Annotated in this window: 20 protein-coding genes; 8 read left to right on the top strand and 12 right to left on the bottom strand. The window is 72.9% G+C overall.

Translation table 11 applies throughout. The features are described from left to right. Positions 1-192 precede the first annotated feature (192 nt). From LG324_RS13860 to aat, 3 genes are all read left to right on the top strand, one after another. Positions 193-564, top strand: a complete 372-nt coding sequence (locus tag LG324_RS13860; protein WP_030528221.1) for an iron-sulfur cluster assembly accessory protein — start codon at positions 193-195, stop codon at positions 562-564. Positions 565-641: 77 nt separating this feature from the next. Next, on the top strand, positions 642-1,625 hold the full coding sequence (locus LG324_RS13855; RefSeq protein WP_404348775.1) for a carbohydrate kinase family protein: 984 nt from the start codon (positions 642-644) through the stop codon (positions 1,623-1,625). A gap of 14 nt (positions 1,626-1,639) precedes the next feature. Further along, positions 1,640-2,344 carry a leucyl/phenylalanyl-tRNA--protein transferase gene (aat, locus tag LG324_RS13850; RefSeq protein WP_404348773.1) on the top strand — a complete coding sequence of 235 codons (705 nt, stop codon included), beginning with the start codon at positions 1,640-1,642 and terminating at the stop codon, positions 2,342-2,344. Here the strand turns inward: aat and LG324_RS13845 are convergent. Together LG324_RS13845 and LG324_RS13840 are read right to left on the bottom strand one after the other, a co-directional pair. Further along, complete coding sequence (locus tag LG324_RS13845) at positions 2,302-2,547, bottom strand: sulfurtransferase TusA family protein (protein WP_030528224.1); 246 nt, start codon at positions 2,545-2,547, stop codon at positions 2,302-2,304. The genes aat and LG324_RS13845 overlap by 43 nt on opposite strands. After that, positions 2,544-3,674, bottom strand: a complete 1,131-nt coding sequence (locus tag LG324_RS13840) for an aminotransferase class V-fold PLP-dependent enzyme (protein WP_404348772.1) — start codon at positions 3,672-3,674, stop codon at positions 2,544-2,546. The genes LG324_RS13845 and LG324_RS13840 overlap by 4 nt, the downstream gene beginning before the upstream one ends. Positions 3,675-3,804: 130 nt before the next feature. Between LG324_RS13840 and coxB the strand changes: the two genes are divergently transcribed. From coxB to LG324_RS13825, 3 genes are read left to right on the top strand one after another with little or no spacing between them, the layout of a single operon-like run. Next, entirely contained in the window at positions 3,805-4,698 is an 894-nt protein-coding gene (gene coxB / locus LG324_RS13835; protein ID WP_404348769.1) for a cytochrome c oxidase subunit II, read from the top strand. A gap of 25 nt (positions 4,699-4,723) precedes the next feature. After that, positions 4,724-6,469: a cytochrome c oxidase subunit I gene (gene ctaD / locus LG324_RS13830; RefSeq protein ID WP_404353150.1), complete on the top strand. Its 1,746-nt coding sequence runs from the start codon at positions 4,724-4,726 to the stop codon at positions 6,467-6,469. A gap of 3 nt (positions 6,470-6,472) precedes the next feature. After that, complete coding sequence (locus LG324_RS13825) at positions 6,473-6,886, top strand: cytochrome c oxidase subunit 4 (protein ID WP_404348767.1); 414 nt, start codon at positions 6,473-6,475, stop codon at positions 6,884-6,886. Between the two features lie 76 nt (positions 6,887-6,962). Here the strand turns inward: LG324_RS13825 and LG324_RS13820 are convergent, their stop codons facing one another. From LG324_RS13820 to LG324_RS13795, 6 genes are all read right to left on the bottom strand, one after another. Beyond that, positions 6,963-7,316: a metallopeptidase family protein gene (locus LG324_RS13820; protein ID WP_404348765.1), complete on the bottom strand. Its 354-nt coding sequence runs from the start codon at positions 7,314-7,316 to the stop codon at positions 6,963-6,965. 3 nt (positions 7,317-7,319) lie between these two features. Beyond that, positions 7,320-8,732 carry a serine hydrolase domain-containing protein gene (locus tag LG324_RS13815; protein WP_404348763.1) on the bottom strand — a complete coding sequence of 471 codons (1,413 nt, stop codon included), beginning with the start codon at positions 8,730-8,732 and terminating at the stop codon, positions 7,320-7,322. Positions 8,733-8,831: 99 nt separating this feature from the next. After that, complete coding sequence (locus tag LG324_RS13810) at positions 8,832-10,571, bottom strand: ubiquinol-cytochrome c reductase cytochrome b subunit (RefSeq protein ID WP_030528231.1); 1,740 nt, start codon at positions 10,569-10,571, stop codon at positions 8,832-8,834. Position 10,572: 1 nt separating this feature from the next. Further along, positions 10,573-11,718: a Rieske 2Fe-2S domain-containing protein gene (locus LG324_RS13805; protein ID WP_404348761.1), complete on the bottom strand. Its 1,146-nt coding sequence runs from the start codon at positions 11,716-11,718 to the stop codon at positions 10,573-10,575. Between the two features lie 43 nt (positions 11,719-11,761). Then, the gene (locus tag LG324_RS13800) at positions 11,762-12,574 is read right to left on the bottom strand and encodes a cytochrome c (RefSeq protein ID WP_404348759.1); all 813 of its coding nucleotides are present in this window, start codon (positions 12,572-12,574) and stop codon (positions 11,762-11,764) included. 54 nt (positions 12,575-12,628) lie between these two features. Further along, positions 12,629-13,213: a heme-copper oxidase subunit III gene (locus LG324_RS13795; protein ID WP_030528234.1), complete on the bottom strand. Its 585-nt coding sequence runs from the start codon at positions 13,211-13,213 to the stop codon at positions 12,629-12,631. A gap of 221 nt (positions 13,214-13,434) precedes the next feature. Here LG324_RS13795 and LG324_RS13790 point away from each other — a divergent pair, with 221 nt between their 5' ends. After that, positions 13,435-13,881 carry a hypothetical protein gene (locus LG324_RS13790; protein ID WP_404348757.1) on the top strand — a complete coding sequence of 149 codons (447 nt, stop codon included), beginning with the start codon at positions 13,435-13,437 and terminating at the stop codon, positions 13,879-13,881. Positions 13,882-13,886: 5 nt separating this feature from the next. Next, positions 13,887-14,960 (top strand): anthranilate phosphoribosyltransferase, encoded by a 1,074-nt coding sequence (gene trpD / locus LG324_RS13785; RefSeq protein WP_404348756.1) that lies wholly within the window; start codon positions 13,887-13,889, stop codon positions 14,958-14,960. Positions 14,961-14,985: 25 nt separating this feature from the next. On the opposite strand, the gene LG324_RS13780 is transcribed toward trpD, so the two are convergent. The 4 genes from LG324_RS13780 to LG324_RS13765 all read right to left on the bottom strand — a co-directional run bounded on the left by LG324_RS13780 (position 14,986) and on the right by LG324_RS13765 (position 18,274). Beyond that, complete coding sequence (locus tag LG324_RS13780) at positions 14,986-15,267, bottom strand: Lrp/AsnC family transcriptional regulator (RefSeq protein WP_030528237.1); 282 nt, start codon at positions 15,265-15,267, stop codon at positions 14,986-14,988. 23 nt (positions 15,268-15,290) lie between these two features. Further along, a complete protein-coding gene (locus LG324_RS13775) occupies positions 15,291-16,046 on the bottom strand; it encodes a dienelactone hydrolase family protein (protein WP_404348754.1) in 756 nt (251 codons plus the stop codon). Positions 16,047-16,087: 41 nt separating this feature from the next. Beyond that, the gene (locus tag LG324_RS13770; RefSeq protein ID WP_404348752.1) at positions 16,088-16,489 is read right to left on the bottom strand and encodes a VOC family protein; all 402 of its coding nucleotides are present in this window, start codon (positions 16,487-16,489) and stop codon (positions 16,088-16,090) included. Positions 16,490-16,555: 66 nt separating this feature from the next. Continuing rightward, positions 16,556-18,274, bottom strand: coding sequence for a DEDD exonuclease domain-containing protein (locus LG324_RS13765; RefSeq protein WP_030528239.1), 1,719 nt, complete (start codon positions 18,272-18,274; stop codon positions 16,556-16,558). Positions 18,275-18,420 lie beyond the last annotated feature (146 nt).

The raw sequence follows: 18,420 nt of genomic DNA, 5'->3' as shown, positions 1-18,420 counted from the left end.
GCCACACCGCAGTACGTGTCGCCACAGCAGCAGTTACTGCGGCGTAGCCGGGCACGGGAGTGGGCGGTGGCACCGTCCGTCGGGGGCGCGACGTACAGTGGAGGAGTCCGGGAACACCGAGGCCCCGCCCGGGGTTCCCCCTCGTGGCGGCCACCCGGCCGGCCCACCGACAGCGACGAGGAGTCCTCACCCATGAGCGACCAGCTCCAGACCACCGAGGCCACCACCGAGACCGCCGCCCACGGCGTGCTGCTCACGGACGTGGCCGCCTCCAAGGTCGCCTCCCTGCTCGCGCAGGAGGGGCGCGACGACCTCCGGCTGCGCGTCGGGGTCCAGCCCGGCGGCTGCTCGGGCCTGATCTACCAGCTCTACTTCGACGAGCGCACCCTCGACGGTGACCTCGTCCGCGACTTCGACGGTGTCGAGGTCGTCGTCGACCGGATGAGCGCCCCCTACCTCGAGGGCGCGACCATCGACTTCTCGGACACCATCGAGAAGCAGGGCTTCACGATCGACAACCCCAACGCGGGCAGCTCCTGCGCCTGCGGCGACAGCTTCAGCTGACGCACCCCGGACGGGCCCGGACCTCCTCGAGGGGTCCGGGCCCGTCCGCGTCCCCGGGGGCCGGGTAGGTTGCCGGTGTGCAGATCGCCGTCACCGGGTCCATCGCGACCGACCACCTCATGACCTTCCGCGGCCGCTTCGCCGACTCCCTCGTCGTCGAGCAGCTCGACAAGATCTCGGTCAGCTTCCTCGCCGACCAGCTCGACATCCGGCGCGGTGGCGTCGCGGGCAACATCTGCTTCGGGATGGGGGTGCTCGGGGCCCGGCCGCTCCTCGTCGGGGCCGCCGGCGAGGACTTCGCCGACTACCGCAGCTGGCTCGGCCGGCACGGCGTCGTCACCGACCACGTGCTCGTCTCCAGCACGCGGCACACCGCCCGGTTCGTCTGCACGACCGACGACGACATGGCCCAGATCGCGACCTTCTACGCCGGCGCGATGAGCGAGGCCCGGATGATCGAGCTCGGCCCCATCCACGACCGGTGGGACCTCGACCTCGTCCTCATCGGCGCCGACGACCCCGACGCGATGCTGCGCCACACCGACGAGTGCCGCGAGCGCGGCATCCCCTTCATCGCCGACCCCTCGCAGCAGCTGGCCTTCGCCGACGGCCCGTTCATCCGCAAGCTCGTCGACGGCGCCGAGATCCTCATCACCAACGAGTACGAGTCGCACCTCACCTCGACCAAGACCGGGTGGACCCAGGAGGAGATCGACGCCCGCGTGACGACCCGGGTCGTGACGCTCGGCAAGGACGGCGCCGAGATCCGCACCCGGGGTCAGGAGCCCGTGCACGTGCCGGTGGCGGGCGACGTCGAGCGGGTCGACCCGACCGGGGTCGGCGACGCGTTCCGGGCCGGCTTCCTCGTCGGGCTCTCCGGCGGGCTGTCGCACGAGCGCTCCGCACAGATCGGCTCGGTCCTCGCGGCGTTCGTCCTCGAGACGGTCGGCACCCAGGAGTACCAGGTGGGCCGGGCCGGGTTCCTCGCCCGGCTCGAGGCCGCCTACGGGGCCGGGGCGGCGGCCGAGATCGCGCCGCACGTGCGCTTCGTCCGCGACTGACGCCGGGCCGCGCCGTGGCCTTCCCTCCCGTCGAGCCGCCGCCCACCGGCTGGCTGCTCGACGCCGCCGACGCGGTGGAGGGCGACGACCTCGTCGCCGCCGGGGCCGACCTCGACCCGGGCACGCTGCTCGCCGCCTACCGCCTCGGGCTCTTCCCGATGGGCCTGGGCCGCGACGGCGCCGGCACGGTGGGCTGGTGGTCACCCGACCCCCGGGGGGTGATCCCGCCGGGGGCGCTGCGGGTGCGGTCCTCGCTGCGCAAGGTGCTCCCGCGCTTCGAGGTGACCGTCGACACCGCCTTCGCCGACGTCGTCGCCGGGTGCGCCGACCCCTCGCGGGAGGGGCGGTGGATCACCGACGAGTTCGCCGCCGCCTACGAGGAGCTGCACCGGCTCGGATGGGCCCACAGCATCGAGGTCTGGCAGGACGACGCGCTCGTCGGCGGCCTGTACGGGGTGTCGGTCGGCGGGCTCTTCGCCGGGGAGTCGATGTTCCACCGGGTCCGGGACGCCTCCAAGGTCGCGCTCGTCGGGCTCGCCGCGCGCTTCTTCGCCGACGGCGACCCGCGCCGGATCGTCGACGTGCAGTGGGCCACCGACCACCTGCGCCGGATGGGCGCGCAGGAGTGGTCGCGGGAGGACTACCGTCGCGCCCTCGAGCGCGCCCTCGAGGCGCCTCAGGTCGACCTGGCGACCGTCGTCCCGACGACGACCGTGTAGCGGGTCCACGAGCCCTCGTCCTCGAGGGTCAGCCCGTGGCCGCGCATCCGCGCCCACGCCGGCACGTCGGACCGGGCGGCCACGTCGTCGGCGAGCAGGACGACGGTCGACCCGGGGGAGAGGTCCTGGGTCGCCCGGGCGACCCGGATGACCGGCACGGGGCAGCGGGTGCCCCGGGCGTCGACGGTCGCGTCCCCGCTCACAGGTCCTCGGTCCCCATCCGGACGCGGACGGCCCGCACCGCGTCCGGCAGCTCACGACAGAGCAGCGCGACCGCGTCCTCCCGGTCGGGCGCGACGGAGGCCAGCGGGAGGGTCACGCGGACGTTGCCGTGCGTGAGCACCCCCATCGCGGCGAGGACGTGGCTCGGCCGCAGGGTGCTCGAGGTGCAGGCCGACCCGGAGGCGACGGCGACCCCGCGCGCGGCCAGCTCGTCGACGAGGGCCTCCCCGTCCGCGAGCAGCACGCTGAAGGTGACGACGTGGGGGAGCGCGTCCGTGGGGTCGCCGAGCACCTCGACGTCGCGCACGCCCGCGGCGGCGGCCCGGACGCGGTCCACGAGGGCGCGCGCCTCCCGTGCGTCGTCGGCGCAGGCGTGCTCGGTCTGGCGCCAGGCCTCGGCGGCGGCCAGGGCGAGCGGGACCCACGGCGCCGCGAGGGCGCGGCCGTGCTCTGCCTCCCGTCGGGGAGCGGGCAGGGAGGACCGGGTGCCGGTGCGGACCACGAGCAGCCCGAGCGGCGGCCCCCCGAAGGAGGCGGCGTCGGCCACGACGACGTCACCGGCTCCCGGCGGGAGGGGCTCGCGCCCCACGGAGGCCGTCGCGTCGAGGAGGAGCGGCACCCCGGCATCCCGGGCGGCACGGGCCAGGCGCTCGACGGGCTGGCACGTGCCGACCTCGCCGTTCGCGGTCTGGAGGACTGCCGCGGCGACCCCGGGGGCCGCGACCGCGCGCTCCCACGCGTCCGCGTCGACCCGGCCGGTCCCGTCGACGGGCACGGCGTCCTCGGCGCCGGCGCGCAGCAGGAGCACGGAACGCTCGGTGGCTCCCGCCACCGTCCGGTCGCCGGTGCGCCGCCGCGCGTGGAGGAGACCGTCGAGCCCGACGGCCAGGGCCTCCTCGGCGCTGCCGTGCAGCGAGAGCTCGTCGGGACGGGCGCCGAGAGCGCCGGCCAGCACCGCTCGTGCGGCGTCGAGGTGCGCCCGGGCGGCCCGTCCGGGCGCGTGACGGGCGACGGGGTCGGCCCAGGCGGCGCCCAGGGCCGCCGTCAGCGTCTGCGCCGCGAGGGGGTGGAGGGGGCCGCGCGAGGCGTCGAGGAGGCCCGCCGTCAAGGAGGCTGTGGAAGGTTGAACGGTGGTGTGCGCCACGGCTCGACGGTAGCCCCCCTCCATGCCCGGTGAGGTACCCGTGCAGTAGGGTTTGCCTCGATCGTCCTCGCTCCACGACACGAAGGGTGCAGCGGTGCGCCAGCACGACTCCTCCTCGCCCCGTCGCCCACGGCGGCGGCTCGGCACCACGGTCCTCGTGGGTGCCCTCGCCACCCTCGCGCTCGGCGGCTGCGCCAGCGGCGACCTGCGCGGTGACGCCTCCACCGGATGGCTCCCGCACGCGGTGACCGAGGGGGGCGAGCGCGTCACGACCCTGTGGATCGGCGCGTGGATCGCGCTCATCGCGGTCGGCCTGCTCGTCATTGGCCTCACGGTCTGGTGCATCGGCGCCTACCGTCGCCGCCAGGACGACACCGAGCTCCCGGTGCAGCTGCGCTACAACATCCCGATCGAGATCCTCTACACGGTCGTCCCGATGCTGATGATCGTCGTGTTCTTCTACTACACGGCACGCGACGAGGCCGCCCTCATCGACACCTCGAAGAAGCCGGACGTCACCGTCAACGTCGTCGGCAAGCAGTGGAGCTGGGACTTCAACTACCTCGAGGACGACGTCCACGAGGTCGGCACGCAGGCCATCCTCACCGGCGAGCCCGGGGCCGAGGAGACCATCCCCACCCTGTACCTGCCGGTCGGCGAGCGGGTCGAGTTCGTCCTCACCTCCCGCGACGTCATCCACTCGTTCTGGGTGCCGGCCTTCCTCCAGAAGATGGACATGATCCCGGGGCGGGTCAACCGCTTCCAGGTCGTCCCCACCGAGGAGGGGCAGTTCAAGGGCAAGTGCGCCGAGCTCTGCGGCGCCTACCACTCCCAGATGCTCTTCAACGTCAAGGTCGTCTCGCGCGCCGAGTACGACCAGCACATGGCCGACCTGCGGGCGGCCGACCAGACCGGCCTGCTCAACAACACCCTCAACCGCGAGGCCCTGATGAGCGGCCAGAACGTCCAGCCCGGCGGAGGTAACTGACATGAGCGCCGCGACCGACACGACGATGCGGCGCGAGGCGGGCGTCCGCCAGCGCACCCGCCGGCTCTCGCCCGGTGCCACCGTCGTCAAGTGGGTGACGACGACCGACCACAAGGTCATCGGCAACCTGTACTTCATCACCTCGTTCGCGTGGTTCCTCATCGGTGGCGTCATGGCGCTGCTCATCCGCGCCGAGCTCGCCGAGCCGGGCCTGCAGATCGTGGACAACCCGGACCAGTACAACCAGCTGTTCACGATGCACGGCACGATCATGCTGCTGCTCTTCGCGACGCCGCTGTTCGCCGGGTTCGCCAACGCGCTGATGCCGCTGCAGATCGGGGCGCCCGACGTCTCGTTCCCGCGGCTGAACATGTTCGCGTACTGGCTCTACCTCTTCGGTGGCCTCATCGCCGCGGCGGGCTTCATCACCCCGAACGGCGCCGCCGCCTTCGGCTGGTTCGCCTACGCGCCGCTGTCGGACAACACCTACAGCCCGGGCATCGGCGGTGACCTCTGGGTCTTCGGCCTCGCCCTCAGTGGCTTCGGCACCATCCTCGGCGCCGTCAACTTCATCACGACGATCCTCACGATGCGCGCCCCCGGCATGACGATGTTCCGGATGCCGATCTTCACGTGGACCGTGCTCGTGACCTCGATCCTCGTCATCCTCGTCTTCCCGGCCCTGGCCGCCGCGCTCTTCGCGCTCGGCGCCGACCGGAGGTTCGGGGCGCAGATCTTCGAGCCCGCCAGCGGTGGGGCCATCATGTGGCAGCACATCTTCTGGTTCTTCGGGCACCCGGAGGTCTACATCATCGCGCTGCCGTTCTTCGGGATCATCTCCGAGGTCCTGCCGGTCTTCTCGCGCAAGCCGATCTTCGGCTACAAGACCCTCGTCTACGCGACCATCGCCATCGCGGCCCTCTCGGTCAGCGTCTGGGCGCACCACATGTACGTGACCGGACAGGTGCTCCTGCCGTTCTTCGCGATCATGACGATGCTCATCGCGGTCCCGACCGGTGTGAAGTTCTTCAACTGGATCGGCACGATGTGGGGCGGCAAGCTCGACTTCTCGACGCCGTTGCTCTGGGCGCTGGGCTTCCTCGTCACCTTCCTCTTCGGTGGCCTGACCGGCGTCATCCTCGCGAGCCCGGCGCTGGACTTCCAGCTCTCCGACAGCTACTTCGTCGTGGCGCACTTCCACTACGTCGTCTTCGGCACGGTCGTGTTCGCGATGTTCGCCGGCTTCTACTTCTGGTGGCCGAAGTTCACCGGGCGGATGCTCGACGAGAAGCTCGGGAAGATCCACTTCTGGATGCTGTTCCTCGGCTTCCACCTGACCTTCTTCGTCCAGCACATCCTCGGTGCGCAGGGCATGCCCCGCCGCTACGCCGACTACATGCCGGAGGACGGGTTCACCCTGGGCAACCAGATCTCGACGGCCGGTGCCTTCCTGCTCGGCGCCTCGATGCTCCCGTTCTTCTACAACGTGTGGAAGACCTGGCGGTACGCGCCGCTCGTCGAGACCGACGACCCGTGGGGCTACGGCGCCTCGCTCGAGTGGGCGACGTCCTGCCCGCCGCCGCGGCACAACTTCGACCGCATCCCGCGGATCCGCTCCGAGCGCCCCGCGTTCGACCTGCACCACCCCGAGGCCGCGGTGGCCGGCGTCCACGACGCCGCGCACAGCTCCGACAGCGGCCTGGTGTCCGCGCTCGGCCCGGCCGACCTGCACGGCGAGGCCTTCGTCGACGAGAAGAACAAGGAGGCCTGAGCCATGCGGGCGATGGAACGGATCGGCATGCTCATCGGCGTGTTCGCGTTCGTCATGGCGGCCATCTACGGCACGTGGACGTCCTCGACGGTCATCGGCACGGAGTGGGTCGGCACGATCGGCCTCATCCTCGGCGGCCTGCTCGGGATGATGATCGCGTGGTACCTCTGGATGACCCGGCGGCGCCTGGACCGCGACCCGGGGGACGACCCGCTGGGCGAGATCGACGAGATCCAGGGCGAGTACGGCTTCTTCAGCCCGCACAGCTGGCAGCCGCTCTTCCTCGCGGGGGCCGCGGCGGTCTGCTTCCTCGGACTCGCGGTCGGCTGGTGGCTGTTCATCATCGGGGCGTTCTTCGCGATCCCCGCGCTCGTCGGCTGGACCTTCGAGTACTGGAAGGGCCCCAACGCCCTCTGAGCACGTGACCCACGACGAGGGCCGCCCGGCAGATCCCGGGCGGCCCTCGTCGTCGTCCGACCGGGCGTGCGTGGTCTCAGCCCCAGCCGAGGTCGTGGAGCGCGGCGTCGTCGATCCCGAAGTGGTGGGCGATCTCGTGGACCACGGTGACGGCGATCTCGTCGGTCAGCTCGTCGAGGTCCTCGCACATCCGGGTCAGGGGGCCGCGGAAGAGGACGATGCGGTCCGGGAGCGCCCCGGCCCCCCAGCCGTCGCCCCGCTCGGTCAGCGGGACGCCGTCGTAGACGCCGAGCAGCTCGGGGTCGTCGGCGGGCGGCTCGTCCTCGACGAGGAAGACGACGTTGTCGAGCATCCCCATCAGCTCCCCGGGTACCTCGTCGAGCGCGTCCTCGACGATGGCGTCGAAGTGCTCGGGCGTCAGCGCGTCCACCGCTCAGCCCCGGGGCGCCCGGAGGGCGACGAGGGCCGGCCATCCGAGCGGCCGTCCGTTCCACGCCGCGGTGAGGACGCCGTCCTGTGCCCGCAGGCGCAGGACGTGCGGAGTCTCGCGGGCGACGACGACCGCCTCGAAGACACCCGGGGCGGTCCAGCCGGCCGACGCGGACCACGGGCCGTCCCCGACCCACGCGCCGTCACCGGCCGGCAGGACGAGCACGTCGCCGTCGTCGACCGTCAGCTGCCACGGTGCGTGCGCGTCGCCGGTGGCCCGGACCGAGAGCGACCGGAGCGAGGGGTGGTCCTCGTCGGGCTCGTGGTGGGCCGTCACGGGCGCGTGAGCGGCCTCGGGGAGTGGTGAGTCGTCGGAGGTGACCGGCAACAGGTGGGCGCCGGAGAGACGCTCCAGCAGGCGTGCGTGCGCCTCGTCGTCGCGGGGGAGCGGCGCGGGGGAGAGCGCGGGCAGCAGCTCCTCCCAGACCGCGTCGAGCAGCGCCTGGGTGTCGGTCGCGAGGGAGGTGACGGCCAGGACCAGCCCGCTGGGCGGGTGGACGAGCGAGAACTGCCCCCACGCGCCGTCCGCGCAGAACGCGTCGTGCCGGCAGCGCCAGACCTGGTAGCCGTAGCCCTGCTGCCAGTCGACCGTCTCGGGGTGCGGGGCGGTGTCGACGTGGACCGAGGTCATCCGCGCGACCCATCCCTCGGGGAGCACGCGACGGCCCTGCCAGACCCCGTCGGCGCGCAGGAGCTCGCCGAGGCGGGCGAGCGCCTCGGTCGTCACGTGCAGGCCGGAATAGCCGAGGTCGAGGCCGTCCGTGCCCTGCCAGGCGGCGTCGTCGATGCCGAGCGGGTCGAGCAGGCGGGGGCGCAGGTGGTCGAGCAGGCGCTGCCCGGCGGCCCGCTGGACCGCCAGGGCCGCCATGAGCGTGGCGCCGTTGTGGTAGACGAACCAGGAGCCCGGATCCTCGTCCGGCTCGGTCGCGAGGAACTGCGCGGGGAAGTCGGCGACGTCGAGGCCGCGCCACGTGAGGGTGTCCGAGTGGTGGCCGGTCGACATCGAGAGGACGTGGTGCAGCGTCAGGGTGCGGGCCCGGGGGCCGGCGGCGTCCGCGGCCTCGGGGAAGAGGTCGACGAGGCGGTCCTCGAGGCGCAGCAGCCCGTCGGAGACGGCGAACCCGACGGCGCACGCCGTGAAGGTCTTGCTCACCGAGTACACGAGCCGGATACCGTCGCGCGTGTAGGGCGCCCAGTCCGCCTCGGCGAGGACCTCGCCGTGCCGCAGGACGACGAGCCCGTGCGCCTCGACACCGACGCGCTCCCACCGCTCCAGGAGCGCCTCGAGCGCCGCGGGAGGCACCCCCGCGTCCTCGGGCCGGGTGCGGGGCAGGGGGAGGGGCGCCAGGGTGCTCACGCGCTCCAGCCTAGGCGCGCGCCGGTGCGACACGGCCCGGGACGCGACGAGGCCGCACCCGCTGGGCGGGTGCGGCCTCGGGCGGTCGGGCGGGGTGCCTCAGTGGCGGCCGGCCGGCTCGGCGGACTCGATCTCGCCGGCGGCCTGCGAGCCCTCGAGGGCCTCGGTCTCGTGGCCGTGGTGGTGCGCGGCCGCGAGCTCCGCCGGGGTGACGGGGTTGACCGCGTCGGCGAAGTAGAAGCGCGACAGGCGGGCGCGCATCCGGTCCTTGCGGGCGGCCGGGCGGGCGACGCCGTGCTCGTCGACCTCGGGCTCGAGCTCGAGCGGCGCGACGGCCTCGTGCTGGACGAGGACCCACTGGTCCTCGGGCAGCCCGGCCTCGTGACGCTCGAAGAAGCGGCCGTCGGGCGTGCGGATGATCGTGCCGGACTCGCGGCCGTGCAGGACCGTGTCGCGGTCGCGGCGCTGGAGCGAGAGGCAGACGCGCTTGGTCACCCAGAACACGACGACCGGCAGGACGAAGAAGCCGACGCGGAAGAACCACGTGAGGTCGTTGATCGACATGCCGAGCTTGATCGCCATGATGTCGTTGCCGGAGGCGAAGAGCAGCACGGTGTACGCCGTGATGCCCGCCATGCCGATGCCGGTACGGACCGGGGCGTTGCGCGGGCGCTCGAGCAGGTGGTGCTCGCGCTCGTCACCCGTGACCCAGCGCTCGACGAACGGGTACGCACCGAGGATGACGTAGACGAGCGGCAGCAGGATCAGCGCGCCGGGGAAGATGTTCATCGACACGGTGAAGCCGAAGACGGTGAACTCGAGCCAGCCGGGCAGCAGGCGCAGCGCGCCGTCGGCGAAGCCCATGTACCAGTCCGGCTGCGACCCGGCCGTCACCGGCGAGGGGTCGTAGGGGCCGTAGGCCCACACCGGGTTGATCTGGACGAGCGCGGCGATGAGGGCCAGGACGCCGAAGACGATGAAGAAGAAGCCACCGGCCTTGGCCGCGTAGACCGGCATGACCGGGTAGCCGACGACGTTGTCGTTGGTCCGGCCCGGGCCGGGGAACTGGGTGTGCTTCTGCAGCGCCACGAGCGCGATGTGCGCCGTGAACAGGCCGATGAGGATGGCCGGGATGAGCAGCACGTGCGCCGAGTACAGGCGCGGGATGATCATCTCGCCGGGGAACGGCCCGCCGAAGATGCCGTAGACCAGGTAGGAGCCGATGACCGGCGCCGTCTGGACGAAGCCCGCCATCGCGCGGATGCCGGTGCCCGAGAGCAGGTCGTCCGGGAGGGAGTAGCCGGCGAAGCCCTCGACGATCGCGAGGAGGGCGAGGACCGAGCCGATGACCCAGTTGATCTCGCGGGGCTTGCGGAACGCCCCGGTGAAGAACACCCGGAACATGTGGACCACGAGGGCGACGACGAACATCAGCGCGGCCCAGTGGTGGATCTGGCGGATGATGAGGCCGCCCTTGATGTCGAACGAGATGTGCAGCGTCGAGGCGTAGGCCTCCGACATCTCGACCCCGCGCAGCGGCACGTAGGAGCCGTCGTAGACGGTGTGGCCGGCGCTCGGGACGAACCAGAACGTGAGGAAGGCACCGGTGATCAGGCAGATGATCATCGAGTACATGGCGATCTCGCCGAGCATGAAGGACCAGTGGTCGGGGAAGACCTTCTTCATGAGGTAGCCGACGGGCTTGGCGGCGCCCGTGCGGTCGTCGACCCAGCCGGCGAGCCCGCCGATCTTCTTCGCGCCGGCCGACGGGGCCACGTGCCGCGGGCCGTCACCGGTGCGCAGGGCGTCCGCCGGACGCTGGTTCGCGGTCGTGGACATGTCAGCCACGCTCCCAGAAGCTCGGGCCGACCGCTTCGCGGAACGGCTGTGCGGAGACGAGGTAGCCCTCGTCGTCGACGGTGATCTTCAATTGTGGCAGCGGACGCTTCGCCGGACCGAAGATGACCTTGCAGTCCTGGGTCACGTCGAAGGTCGACTGGTGGCACGGGCAGAGCAGGTGGTGCGTCTGCTGCTCGTAGAGGCCGACCGGGCAGCCGACGTGGGTGCAGATCTTGGAGTACGCGACGATGCCCTCGTAGCCCCAGTCGAGCTCCTTCTGCGACTGGATCTGCGCGGGGTCCAGGCGCATGAGGAGCACGGCGGCCTTGGCCTTCTCCTCGAGCAGGTGCTCGGCGCCGCCCTCGTTGGTCTCCGGGTCGGGCAGGAGGCCCTGCGGCATGACGTGGTAGACCGACCCGATCGTCACGTCGGAGGCCTTGATCGGCTGGTTCTCGGGGTCCTTCATGAGCCGCAGCGGCTTGAAGGTCGGCTCCTCGCCGGGGCCGCTGGGGCCACCGTTCCACCAGGTGAGCGAGAGGCTCTTCTGCGGCAGCTCGCCGAGCGAGCCACCGACCTGCAGCACGAGCGGCACGGCGAAGAGGCCGAGCGCGCCACCCATCGTCATCTTGAGCAGCGGGCGGCGGCCGATCTGCGACTTGCCGCCCTCCTCGGTGATGACCCGGACGACCTCGTCGCGGTCGGCGTCGGCGGCGCGCAGCGGGTGGCGCTCCTCGACGACCTCCTCGTCGGGCATGAGGGTCTTGGCCCAGTGCACGGCGCCGAGGCCGATGCCGAGCAGCGAGAAGGCCAGGGTGACGCCGAGGCCGGCGTTCGTGGCGCTCGTCGTGCCGATGCCCGGGATGAACACCGTCTGGTCCACGTCGAGCGCGAAGTACAGGACGATGAAGAGCAGCGTGGCGATGATCGAGACGCCGAAGAGGGCCGCGACCTGCTTCTCGGCGCGCTTGGCGGCGGACTCGTCGAGGTCCGCCATCCGCGGCACGTGGTGGGGGAGCCCGGGGTTGGTGAAGCGGTCCGGGAGGCCGCCGGTCCCGACGACGTGGCCCTCGTCGAGGCGCACGGCCTCACCGTGGGACCCGGCCGGGGTCACCTCGGTGCCGGGGGTGTGGGGGTCCTGCTCGTTCATCGGGGTACCGATCTGTCGTCGACGGAAGGGAACGTGGTGGGGGTCAGGCGGCCTTGGAGCCGAGCCAGACGGCGCAGCCCACGAGGATGCCGAGACCGAAGACCCAGGCGAAGAGGCCCTCGGTGACCGGGCCGAGCGAGCCGAGGGTCAGACCGCCCGGGCTCGGCTCCTGGTTGAGGGTGTCGAGGAAGGCGATGACGTCGCGCTTGTTCTCGGGGGTGATGTTGGAGTCGTTGAAGACCGGCATGCTCTGCGGGCCGGTGGCCATCGCCTCGTAGATGTGCTTGCCGGTGACGTCCCGCAGCGAGGGCGCGTACTTGCCGCGGGTCAGGGCGCCGCCGGAGCCGGCGAAGTTGTGGCACATGGCGCAGTTGACGCGGAACAGCTCGCCACCGAGGGCGGCGTCGCCCTTGGTGGGGTCGACGGCCTCGTCGGAGGGGACCGACGGGCCCGGGGCGAGGGAGGCGATGTAGGCGCCCATCGCGGCGATCTGCTCGTCGGTGAACTTCACGTCGTCGGAGCGCATGGCCTGCACACCGGGCTGGGTCATCGGCATGCGGCCGGTCCCGACCTGGAAGTCGACGGCGGCGGCGCCGACGCCCGCGAGCGGCGGGCCGGCGATCTGGTCGCCGGTGCCGGTCTGGCGGCCCTCGGCGTTGAGGCCGTGGCACGAGGCGCAGTTGGCCCGGAAGAGCGCCTTGCCCTCGGCGACCGACTGGGCCGGGAGGGCCTGCGTCGTGGCGTCGGCGGGCTCCGGGGCCACCGCCGCGTAGACGGCCCCCGTGAGGAACAGGCCGATCATGAGGAGGACGGCGATCGCTGCGGGGTGCCGGCGGCGGGCTGCCAGTGCGTTCACGGAGGGGTTCCTGTCGTCTGCTGCGTTACGTGTCGAGTCGGCGTGCGGGAGAACTTACTTCAGGACGTAGATCATGAGGAACAGGGCGATCCAGACCACGTCGACGAAGTGCCAGTAGTAGGACGTGACGACGGCGCCGGTGGCCTGCGCGTGCGTGTAGCGGCGGGTCGTGAAGGTGCGGCCGATGATGAGGAGGAAGGCGATGAGACCGCCCGTGACGTGCATGCCGTGGAAGCCGGTCGCGAGGTAGAAGATCGAGCCGTAGGAGTCGGACGAGAGGGTGACGCCCTCGGTGACGAGCGTGGCGTACTCGAGCACCTGCCCGGCGATGAAGATGGCGCCGAAGACGTAGGTGACGACGTACCACTCGCGCATGCCCCAGGCGCTGACCTTGGTCAGGCGGGTGCCGGCCGGCCGGGCGACGACGCCGCGCTCGGCCTGGAGGACACCGAGCTGGCACCACACGGAGGAGACGACGAGGATGATCGTGTTGGCCGTGGCGAACGGCACGTTGAGGATCGCGCTCTCCTCCGCCCACATCTCGGGGAGGTGCCCCCGCAGCGTGAAGTAGAACGCGAAGAGCGCCGCGAAGAACATGAGCTCGCTGGAGAGCCAGACCATCGTCCCGACGGCCACCATGTTCGGCCGCGTCGCGGGGCCGGAGCCGGGGATGGACGGGACCGGTCCCGCGTTCTTGACGGAAGCTGCTGCAGAAGTCGCCACGGACGCATTATGCCGACACCGGAGGGGGTGTGACGAGGCGACCCCCCGAAAGGCTCGACAACGCCCTGCACCGGTGGTGTGTTCCCGCCGAGCGGTCGGGTCCGGCGCCCCGGGACGTCCTCGCTACGATGCACGTCATGACCGATGCGCACGCCCCCGCGGGCCCGTCCACCTCGAGCGCCGACGGCATCCACCGGGTGCGCGTCCTCCTCTACAGCGACGACATCACGACCCGTGACGCCGTCCGCGCCGCCGCGGGTCGTCGCCCCGCGCGCGACGTCGAGGTCGCGTCGTGGCAGGAGTGCGCCACGGCCGAGGCGGTCATCGGGGCGATGGATGCCGGCGGGTTCGACGTCGTCGTGCTCGACGGCGAGGCCGCCCCGGTCGGCGGGCTCGGGCTGTGCCGTCAGCTGAAGAACGAGATCTTCCGCTGCCCGCCCATCCTCGTGCTCATCGGCCGCCCCCAGGACGCGTGGCTGGCCGGCTGGTCGCTCGCGGACGACGCCGTCCCGCATCCCCTCGACCCGATCGCGGTCGCCGAGGCCGTCGCCGGCCTCGCCCGCGGCCGGGCCACCGTCGGCTGAGCGGCGTGACCGCCTCGCCGTCCGGTGCGCTGACCTGGCCGGACCTCCTCGCCGCGCTGCTGCGCGGCGAGGACCTGTCGACGGACGCCGCCCGCTGGGCGATGGACCGCGTGATGTCCGGCGAGGCCTCGCCGGTGCAGCTCGCCGGCTTCCTCGTCGCGCTGCGGGCCAAGGGCGAGACCGTCGACGAGCTGCGCGGGCTCGCCGACATGATGCTCGAGCACGCGAACCGCATCGAGGTGCCCGGCGAGAGCGTCGACATCGTCGGCACCGGTGGCGACCGGATGCACTCGGTCAACATCTCGACGATGGCCTCGGTCGTCGTCGCCTCGACCGGCCTGCGCGTCGTCAAGCACGGCAACCGGGCGGCGTCGTCGTCGTCCGGGTCCGCCGACGTCCTCGAGGCGCTCGGGGTCGACCTGTCGCTGCCGCCGTCGCGGGTCGCCGAGGTCGCGGTCCGGGCCGGCATCACCTTCTGCTTCGCCGCGGCCTTCCATCCCTCGATGCGGCACGCCGCCCAGGCCCGCTCCGGGCTCGGCGTGGGCACCGCCTTCAACGCGCTCGGCCCGCTGACCAACCCCGGGCAGCCGACCTACGCCGCCGTCGGGGTCGCGGACGCCCGCATCGCCCCGCTCATCGCCGGTGTGTTCGCCGGGCGGGGCCGGGCGGCCGCCGTGTTCCGCGGCGACGACGGCCTCGACGAGCTGACCCTCGCGACGACCTCGACCGTCTGGTGGGTGCGCGACGGCGTCGTCACCGAGCTCGTCGTCGACCCGACCGACGTCGGCGTGTCGAGCGCGCCGGTCGAGGCGCTGCGCGGCGGGGACCCCGCCTTCAACGCCGACGTCGCCCGACGGGTCTTCGCCGGCGAGGCGGGCGCCCCGCGCAACGCGGTCGTCCTCAACGCCGGGATGGCCCTGGCCGTCGCGGCCGGGCTGGACGGCGAGCCGACGCGGGAGTCGCTGACCGCCGCCCTGGCCACCGGCGTGCGCCGGGCCCAGCAGGCGCTCGACTCGGGCGCCGCGGCGGGCCTGCTCGAGCGCTGGGTCGCGACGACCCGCGAGATCGCCGGGGCCTGAGCGCGCGTCGCCCTGGTCCCGACCCTCAGTCCTCGAGTCCGAGGCTGAACGCCGACTCGAGGTCGTGCGAGGAGTAGGTGCGGAACGCGATGTGCGTGTTCGTGCCGGTGACGCCCGTGACCTTGTTGAGCCGGTCCGCGATGACGTCGGCGAGGGCCTCGTGCTGGCGGACGCGGACCATCGCGACGAGGTCGGCGTCGCCGGCGACCGAGTAGACCTCGGTGACGCCGTCGATGTCGGCGATCTCCTGGGCGACCTCGGGGATGCGGTCGACGTCGGCGGTGATGAGGACGATGGCGGTGATCACGCGGTCAGCCTAGCCAGCGGCCGTCAGGACCGCAGGGTCCGGTCGAGCAGCCCGCGCAGCTCGGCGAAGTGCCGCTCGGCGCCCGCCTCCTGGTACATCGAGGTGTCGGCCATCGAGTAGCCGTGGGGTGCGTCCGGGTACACCTCGTTGCTCACCGACAGGCCCGCCTCGGCGGCCGCCGTGCCGAGCGTCTCGACGGCCTCGGGCGGCATCGAGCGGTCGTGGTCGGCGTGGCCGAGGACGAGCTCGGCCCGGGTGGTCGCGAGCGAGAGGTGCGGGCTGTCCGGCTCGTCCGTCACCAGCCCGCCGCCGTGGAAGCCGCCGCAGGCCGCGACGACGTCGGGGTGGTCGCCGGCCGCGCGCAGGGCGATGCGCACGCCCATGCAGTAGCCGGTGACGCCGACCGGGCCGTCGTCGGTGGCGTCGAGCCCGCGCAGGTGCTCGAGGTAGGCGGCGACGTCGGGCCGCGAGAGGTCGCTCGTCAGGCGGCCGACGCGCGGCATCGCGAGCTGCATGAACGCGTCGCGGCCCTCGGGGGTGCGCAGGTCGCCGGTCGGCATCAGCTCGGCGACGCTGCCCTCGCGGTGGAAGACGTTGGGCGCGAGGACGGTGTAGCCCCACGAGGCGATGCGCTCGCACATCGCGGCGATCTGCGGGCGCAGGCCGATCGCGTCCATGACGAACAGGACGCCGGGGCCGTGGCCGGCGGGCGGGAGGGAGAGGTGGGCCTCGGCGGAACCGCCGGGCACGGGGACGTCGACGAGGTGGAGGTCGCTCACGGGGCCGACGCTACGCCCAGCAGAACGGGGAGGCCGTCGCGTCAGCCGCGCACGAGGCAGAAGGGATGGCCGGCCGGGTCGAGGTAGACGCGGAACCCGCCGTCGGAGGAGGGCTGCTCGGCGTGGACGCTCGCGCCCGCCGCGAGCACGGCCGGCTCGGCGGCGTCGATGTCCTGCACCGAGAGGTCGAGGTGGAACTGCTGCGGGTGGGCGCCGCCCGGCCAGGTGGGGGCCACCCAGTCGTCGATGCGCTGGAAGGCGAGGGTCGTGCGCCCGTCCGGCCGCTCGGGAGACACGCCGCCGCCCGGCGGGACGAGGGTCGCCCAGTCGGCGTGCGACCCCTCCTCCAGGTCCCAGCCGAGGACGTCGCCGTAGAAGCGGGCGAGGCGCATCGGGTCGGGGCAGTCGAGGACGACGAGGTCGAGGATCGGGTGCGGTGCCATGGGGGCGACCCTAGGGACGGAAGCGGACGGGACGCGTCCGCATCGCCCGAGCTGCCCGGACCCGGGTCAGGAGACGCCGGCGAAGCCGGCGGTGCGGCGGCGCGAGGTCTCGAGCGGCTCGAGCTGCTCGCGCACGGCCGCGGCGCCGCCGACCGGGCAGGTCCAGTCGCCGTCGACGTCGACGACGCGCACCCCGGGCGCCTCGAGCCAGCGCAGGACCTTCTCGCTCTCCTCGGCGGTCGCCGCGGTGGCCGGGGCGACGGGCGCCGCGACGACCTCGGCGCTCGCGCGCAGCGCCCCGATGTAGGGCATCGGGTCGGCGCCCCGCGGCGAGGTGGTGCTCCCGGCGAGCCGCCCGTAGCGGACGCAGACGACCTCCCAGCCGCCGGTGACCGAGCGCCGGGCGGCGACGAGCTCGGGGATGCGGGCGAGCGGGTGCAGCCGCTGGCTGCGGGTCGTCCCGCGCACGAGGGCGACGAGGCGGTCGCGGACGACCTGCGCGTCCTCGAAGCGTTCCGCACCCGAGAGGGCGGCCATCCGCTCCTGGAGCGCGGTGAGGAGACCGCGGGCGTGCCCGTCGAGGAGCGCGGCGGCCTCGGCGACGACCTCGGCGTACTCGTCGACACCCTGCGCACCGGTGCAGGGCGCCCCGCAGCGGCCCATCTCGGCGAGGGCGCAGGCGGTGCGCGGGCGGCTGGGGGAGAGCCGCTCGACGCACTGGCGCAGCGGGAGGACCTCGTGGACCGCCGACACGGCGGCCTCCGCCGCCTGCCGAGAGCCGAACGGCCCGGCGTAGCGGGCGCCGTCGGCGGCGACGGCGCGCACGATCGACAGGCGCGGGAACGGCTCGACGGTCAGCTTGACCCACAGCGCCTTCTCGGGATGGCGCGAGCGGCGGTTGTAGCGCGGCTTGTGCTGGGCGATGAGCCGCAGCTCGCGGACCTCCGCCTCGAGCGTCGTCGCACAGACCACGGGCGAGACGGACTCCGCGAGGCGGACCATCTCGCCCATCCGGCGACGGTGCTCGGACGCGGTGAAGTAGGAGCGGACGCGGGTGCGGATGGAGACCGACGTGCCGACGTAGAGGACGCGGTCGTCGCCGTCCTTGAAGAGGTAGACCCCGGGGGCGTCCGGGAGGCCGTCGGCGAGGTGGCGCTTGCGGCGCCGCGCCGGGGAGACGCGGGCGGTGTAGTCGAGGAGCTCCTCGAGGGAGTGCACGCCGAGGCTGCCGACCCGCCCGATCAGCGCGTGGAGGACGTCGACGGTCGCGCGCGCGTCGTGGAGCGCCCGGTGGTCGGGCGTGGTCGTGGCGCCGAAGTGCGCCGCGAGCGTGCCGAGGCGGTGGTTGCGGACCTCGTCGCGGGGGACGAGCTGGCGGGCGAGGTGCACGGTGTCGAGGACGGCGAACGACGGCCACTCCCGGTCGCAGCGCAGCGCCGCGGCCTTGAGGAACGACACGTCGAAGCGGGCGTTGTGGGCGACGAGCACCGACCCGGCCGCGAACTCGAGGAACTGCGGGAGCACGGTCTCGATGCGCGGCGAGCCCGCGACCATCGCGTCGGTGATGCCGGTGAGGACCGAGATGAACGCCGGGATCGGCTCGCCGGGGTTGACGAGCGTCTGGAACTCGCCGACGACGACACCACCGCGCACGCGCACGGCGCCGATCTCGGTGATGCCGCACTCGGCCGGGCTGCCGCCCGTGGTCTCGAGGTCGACGACGACGAAGTCGACGGACGACAGCGGGGTGCCCAGGTCGTCGAACGTGCCCTGGACCATCGTCATGCCCCGAACGGTAGGTCGGGGCACCGACAGGTCCGTCGAGGCGCGCGGGGAGTGCTCCCCTCCGGGTCCGGGCCCGACGGCGTGCCCGCGCGGTTACAGTGTGGCGACGTCGCGACGGCCCGGAGGCCGTGGGCACCGGGGGAGCG

This window comes from Phycicoccus jejuensis, assembly GCF_044797865.1.
Classification (GTDB): Bacteria; Actinomycetota; Actinomycetes; order Actinomycetales; family Dermatophilaceae; genus Phycicoccus; species Phycicoccus jejuensis.
Note: the sequence above shows the minus strand (reverse complement) of the source record. Positions and strands in the feature narration are given on the sequence as shown.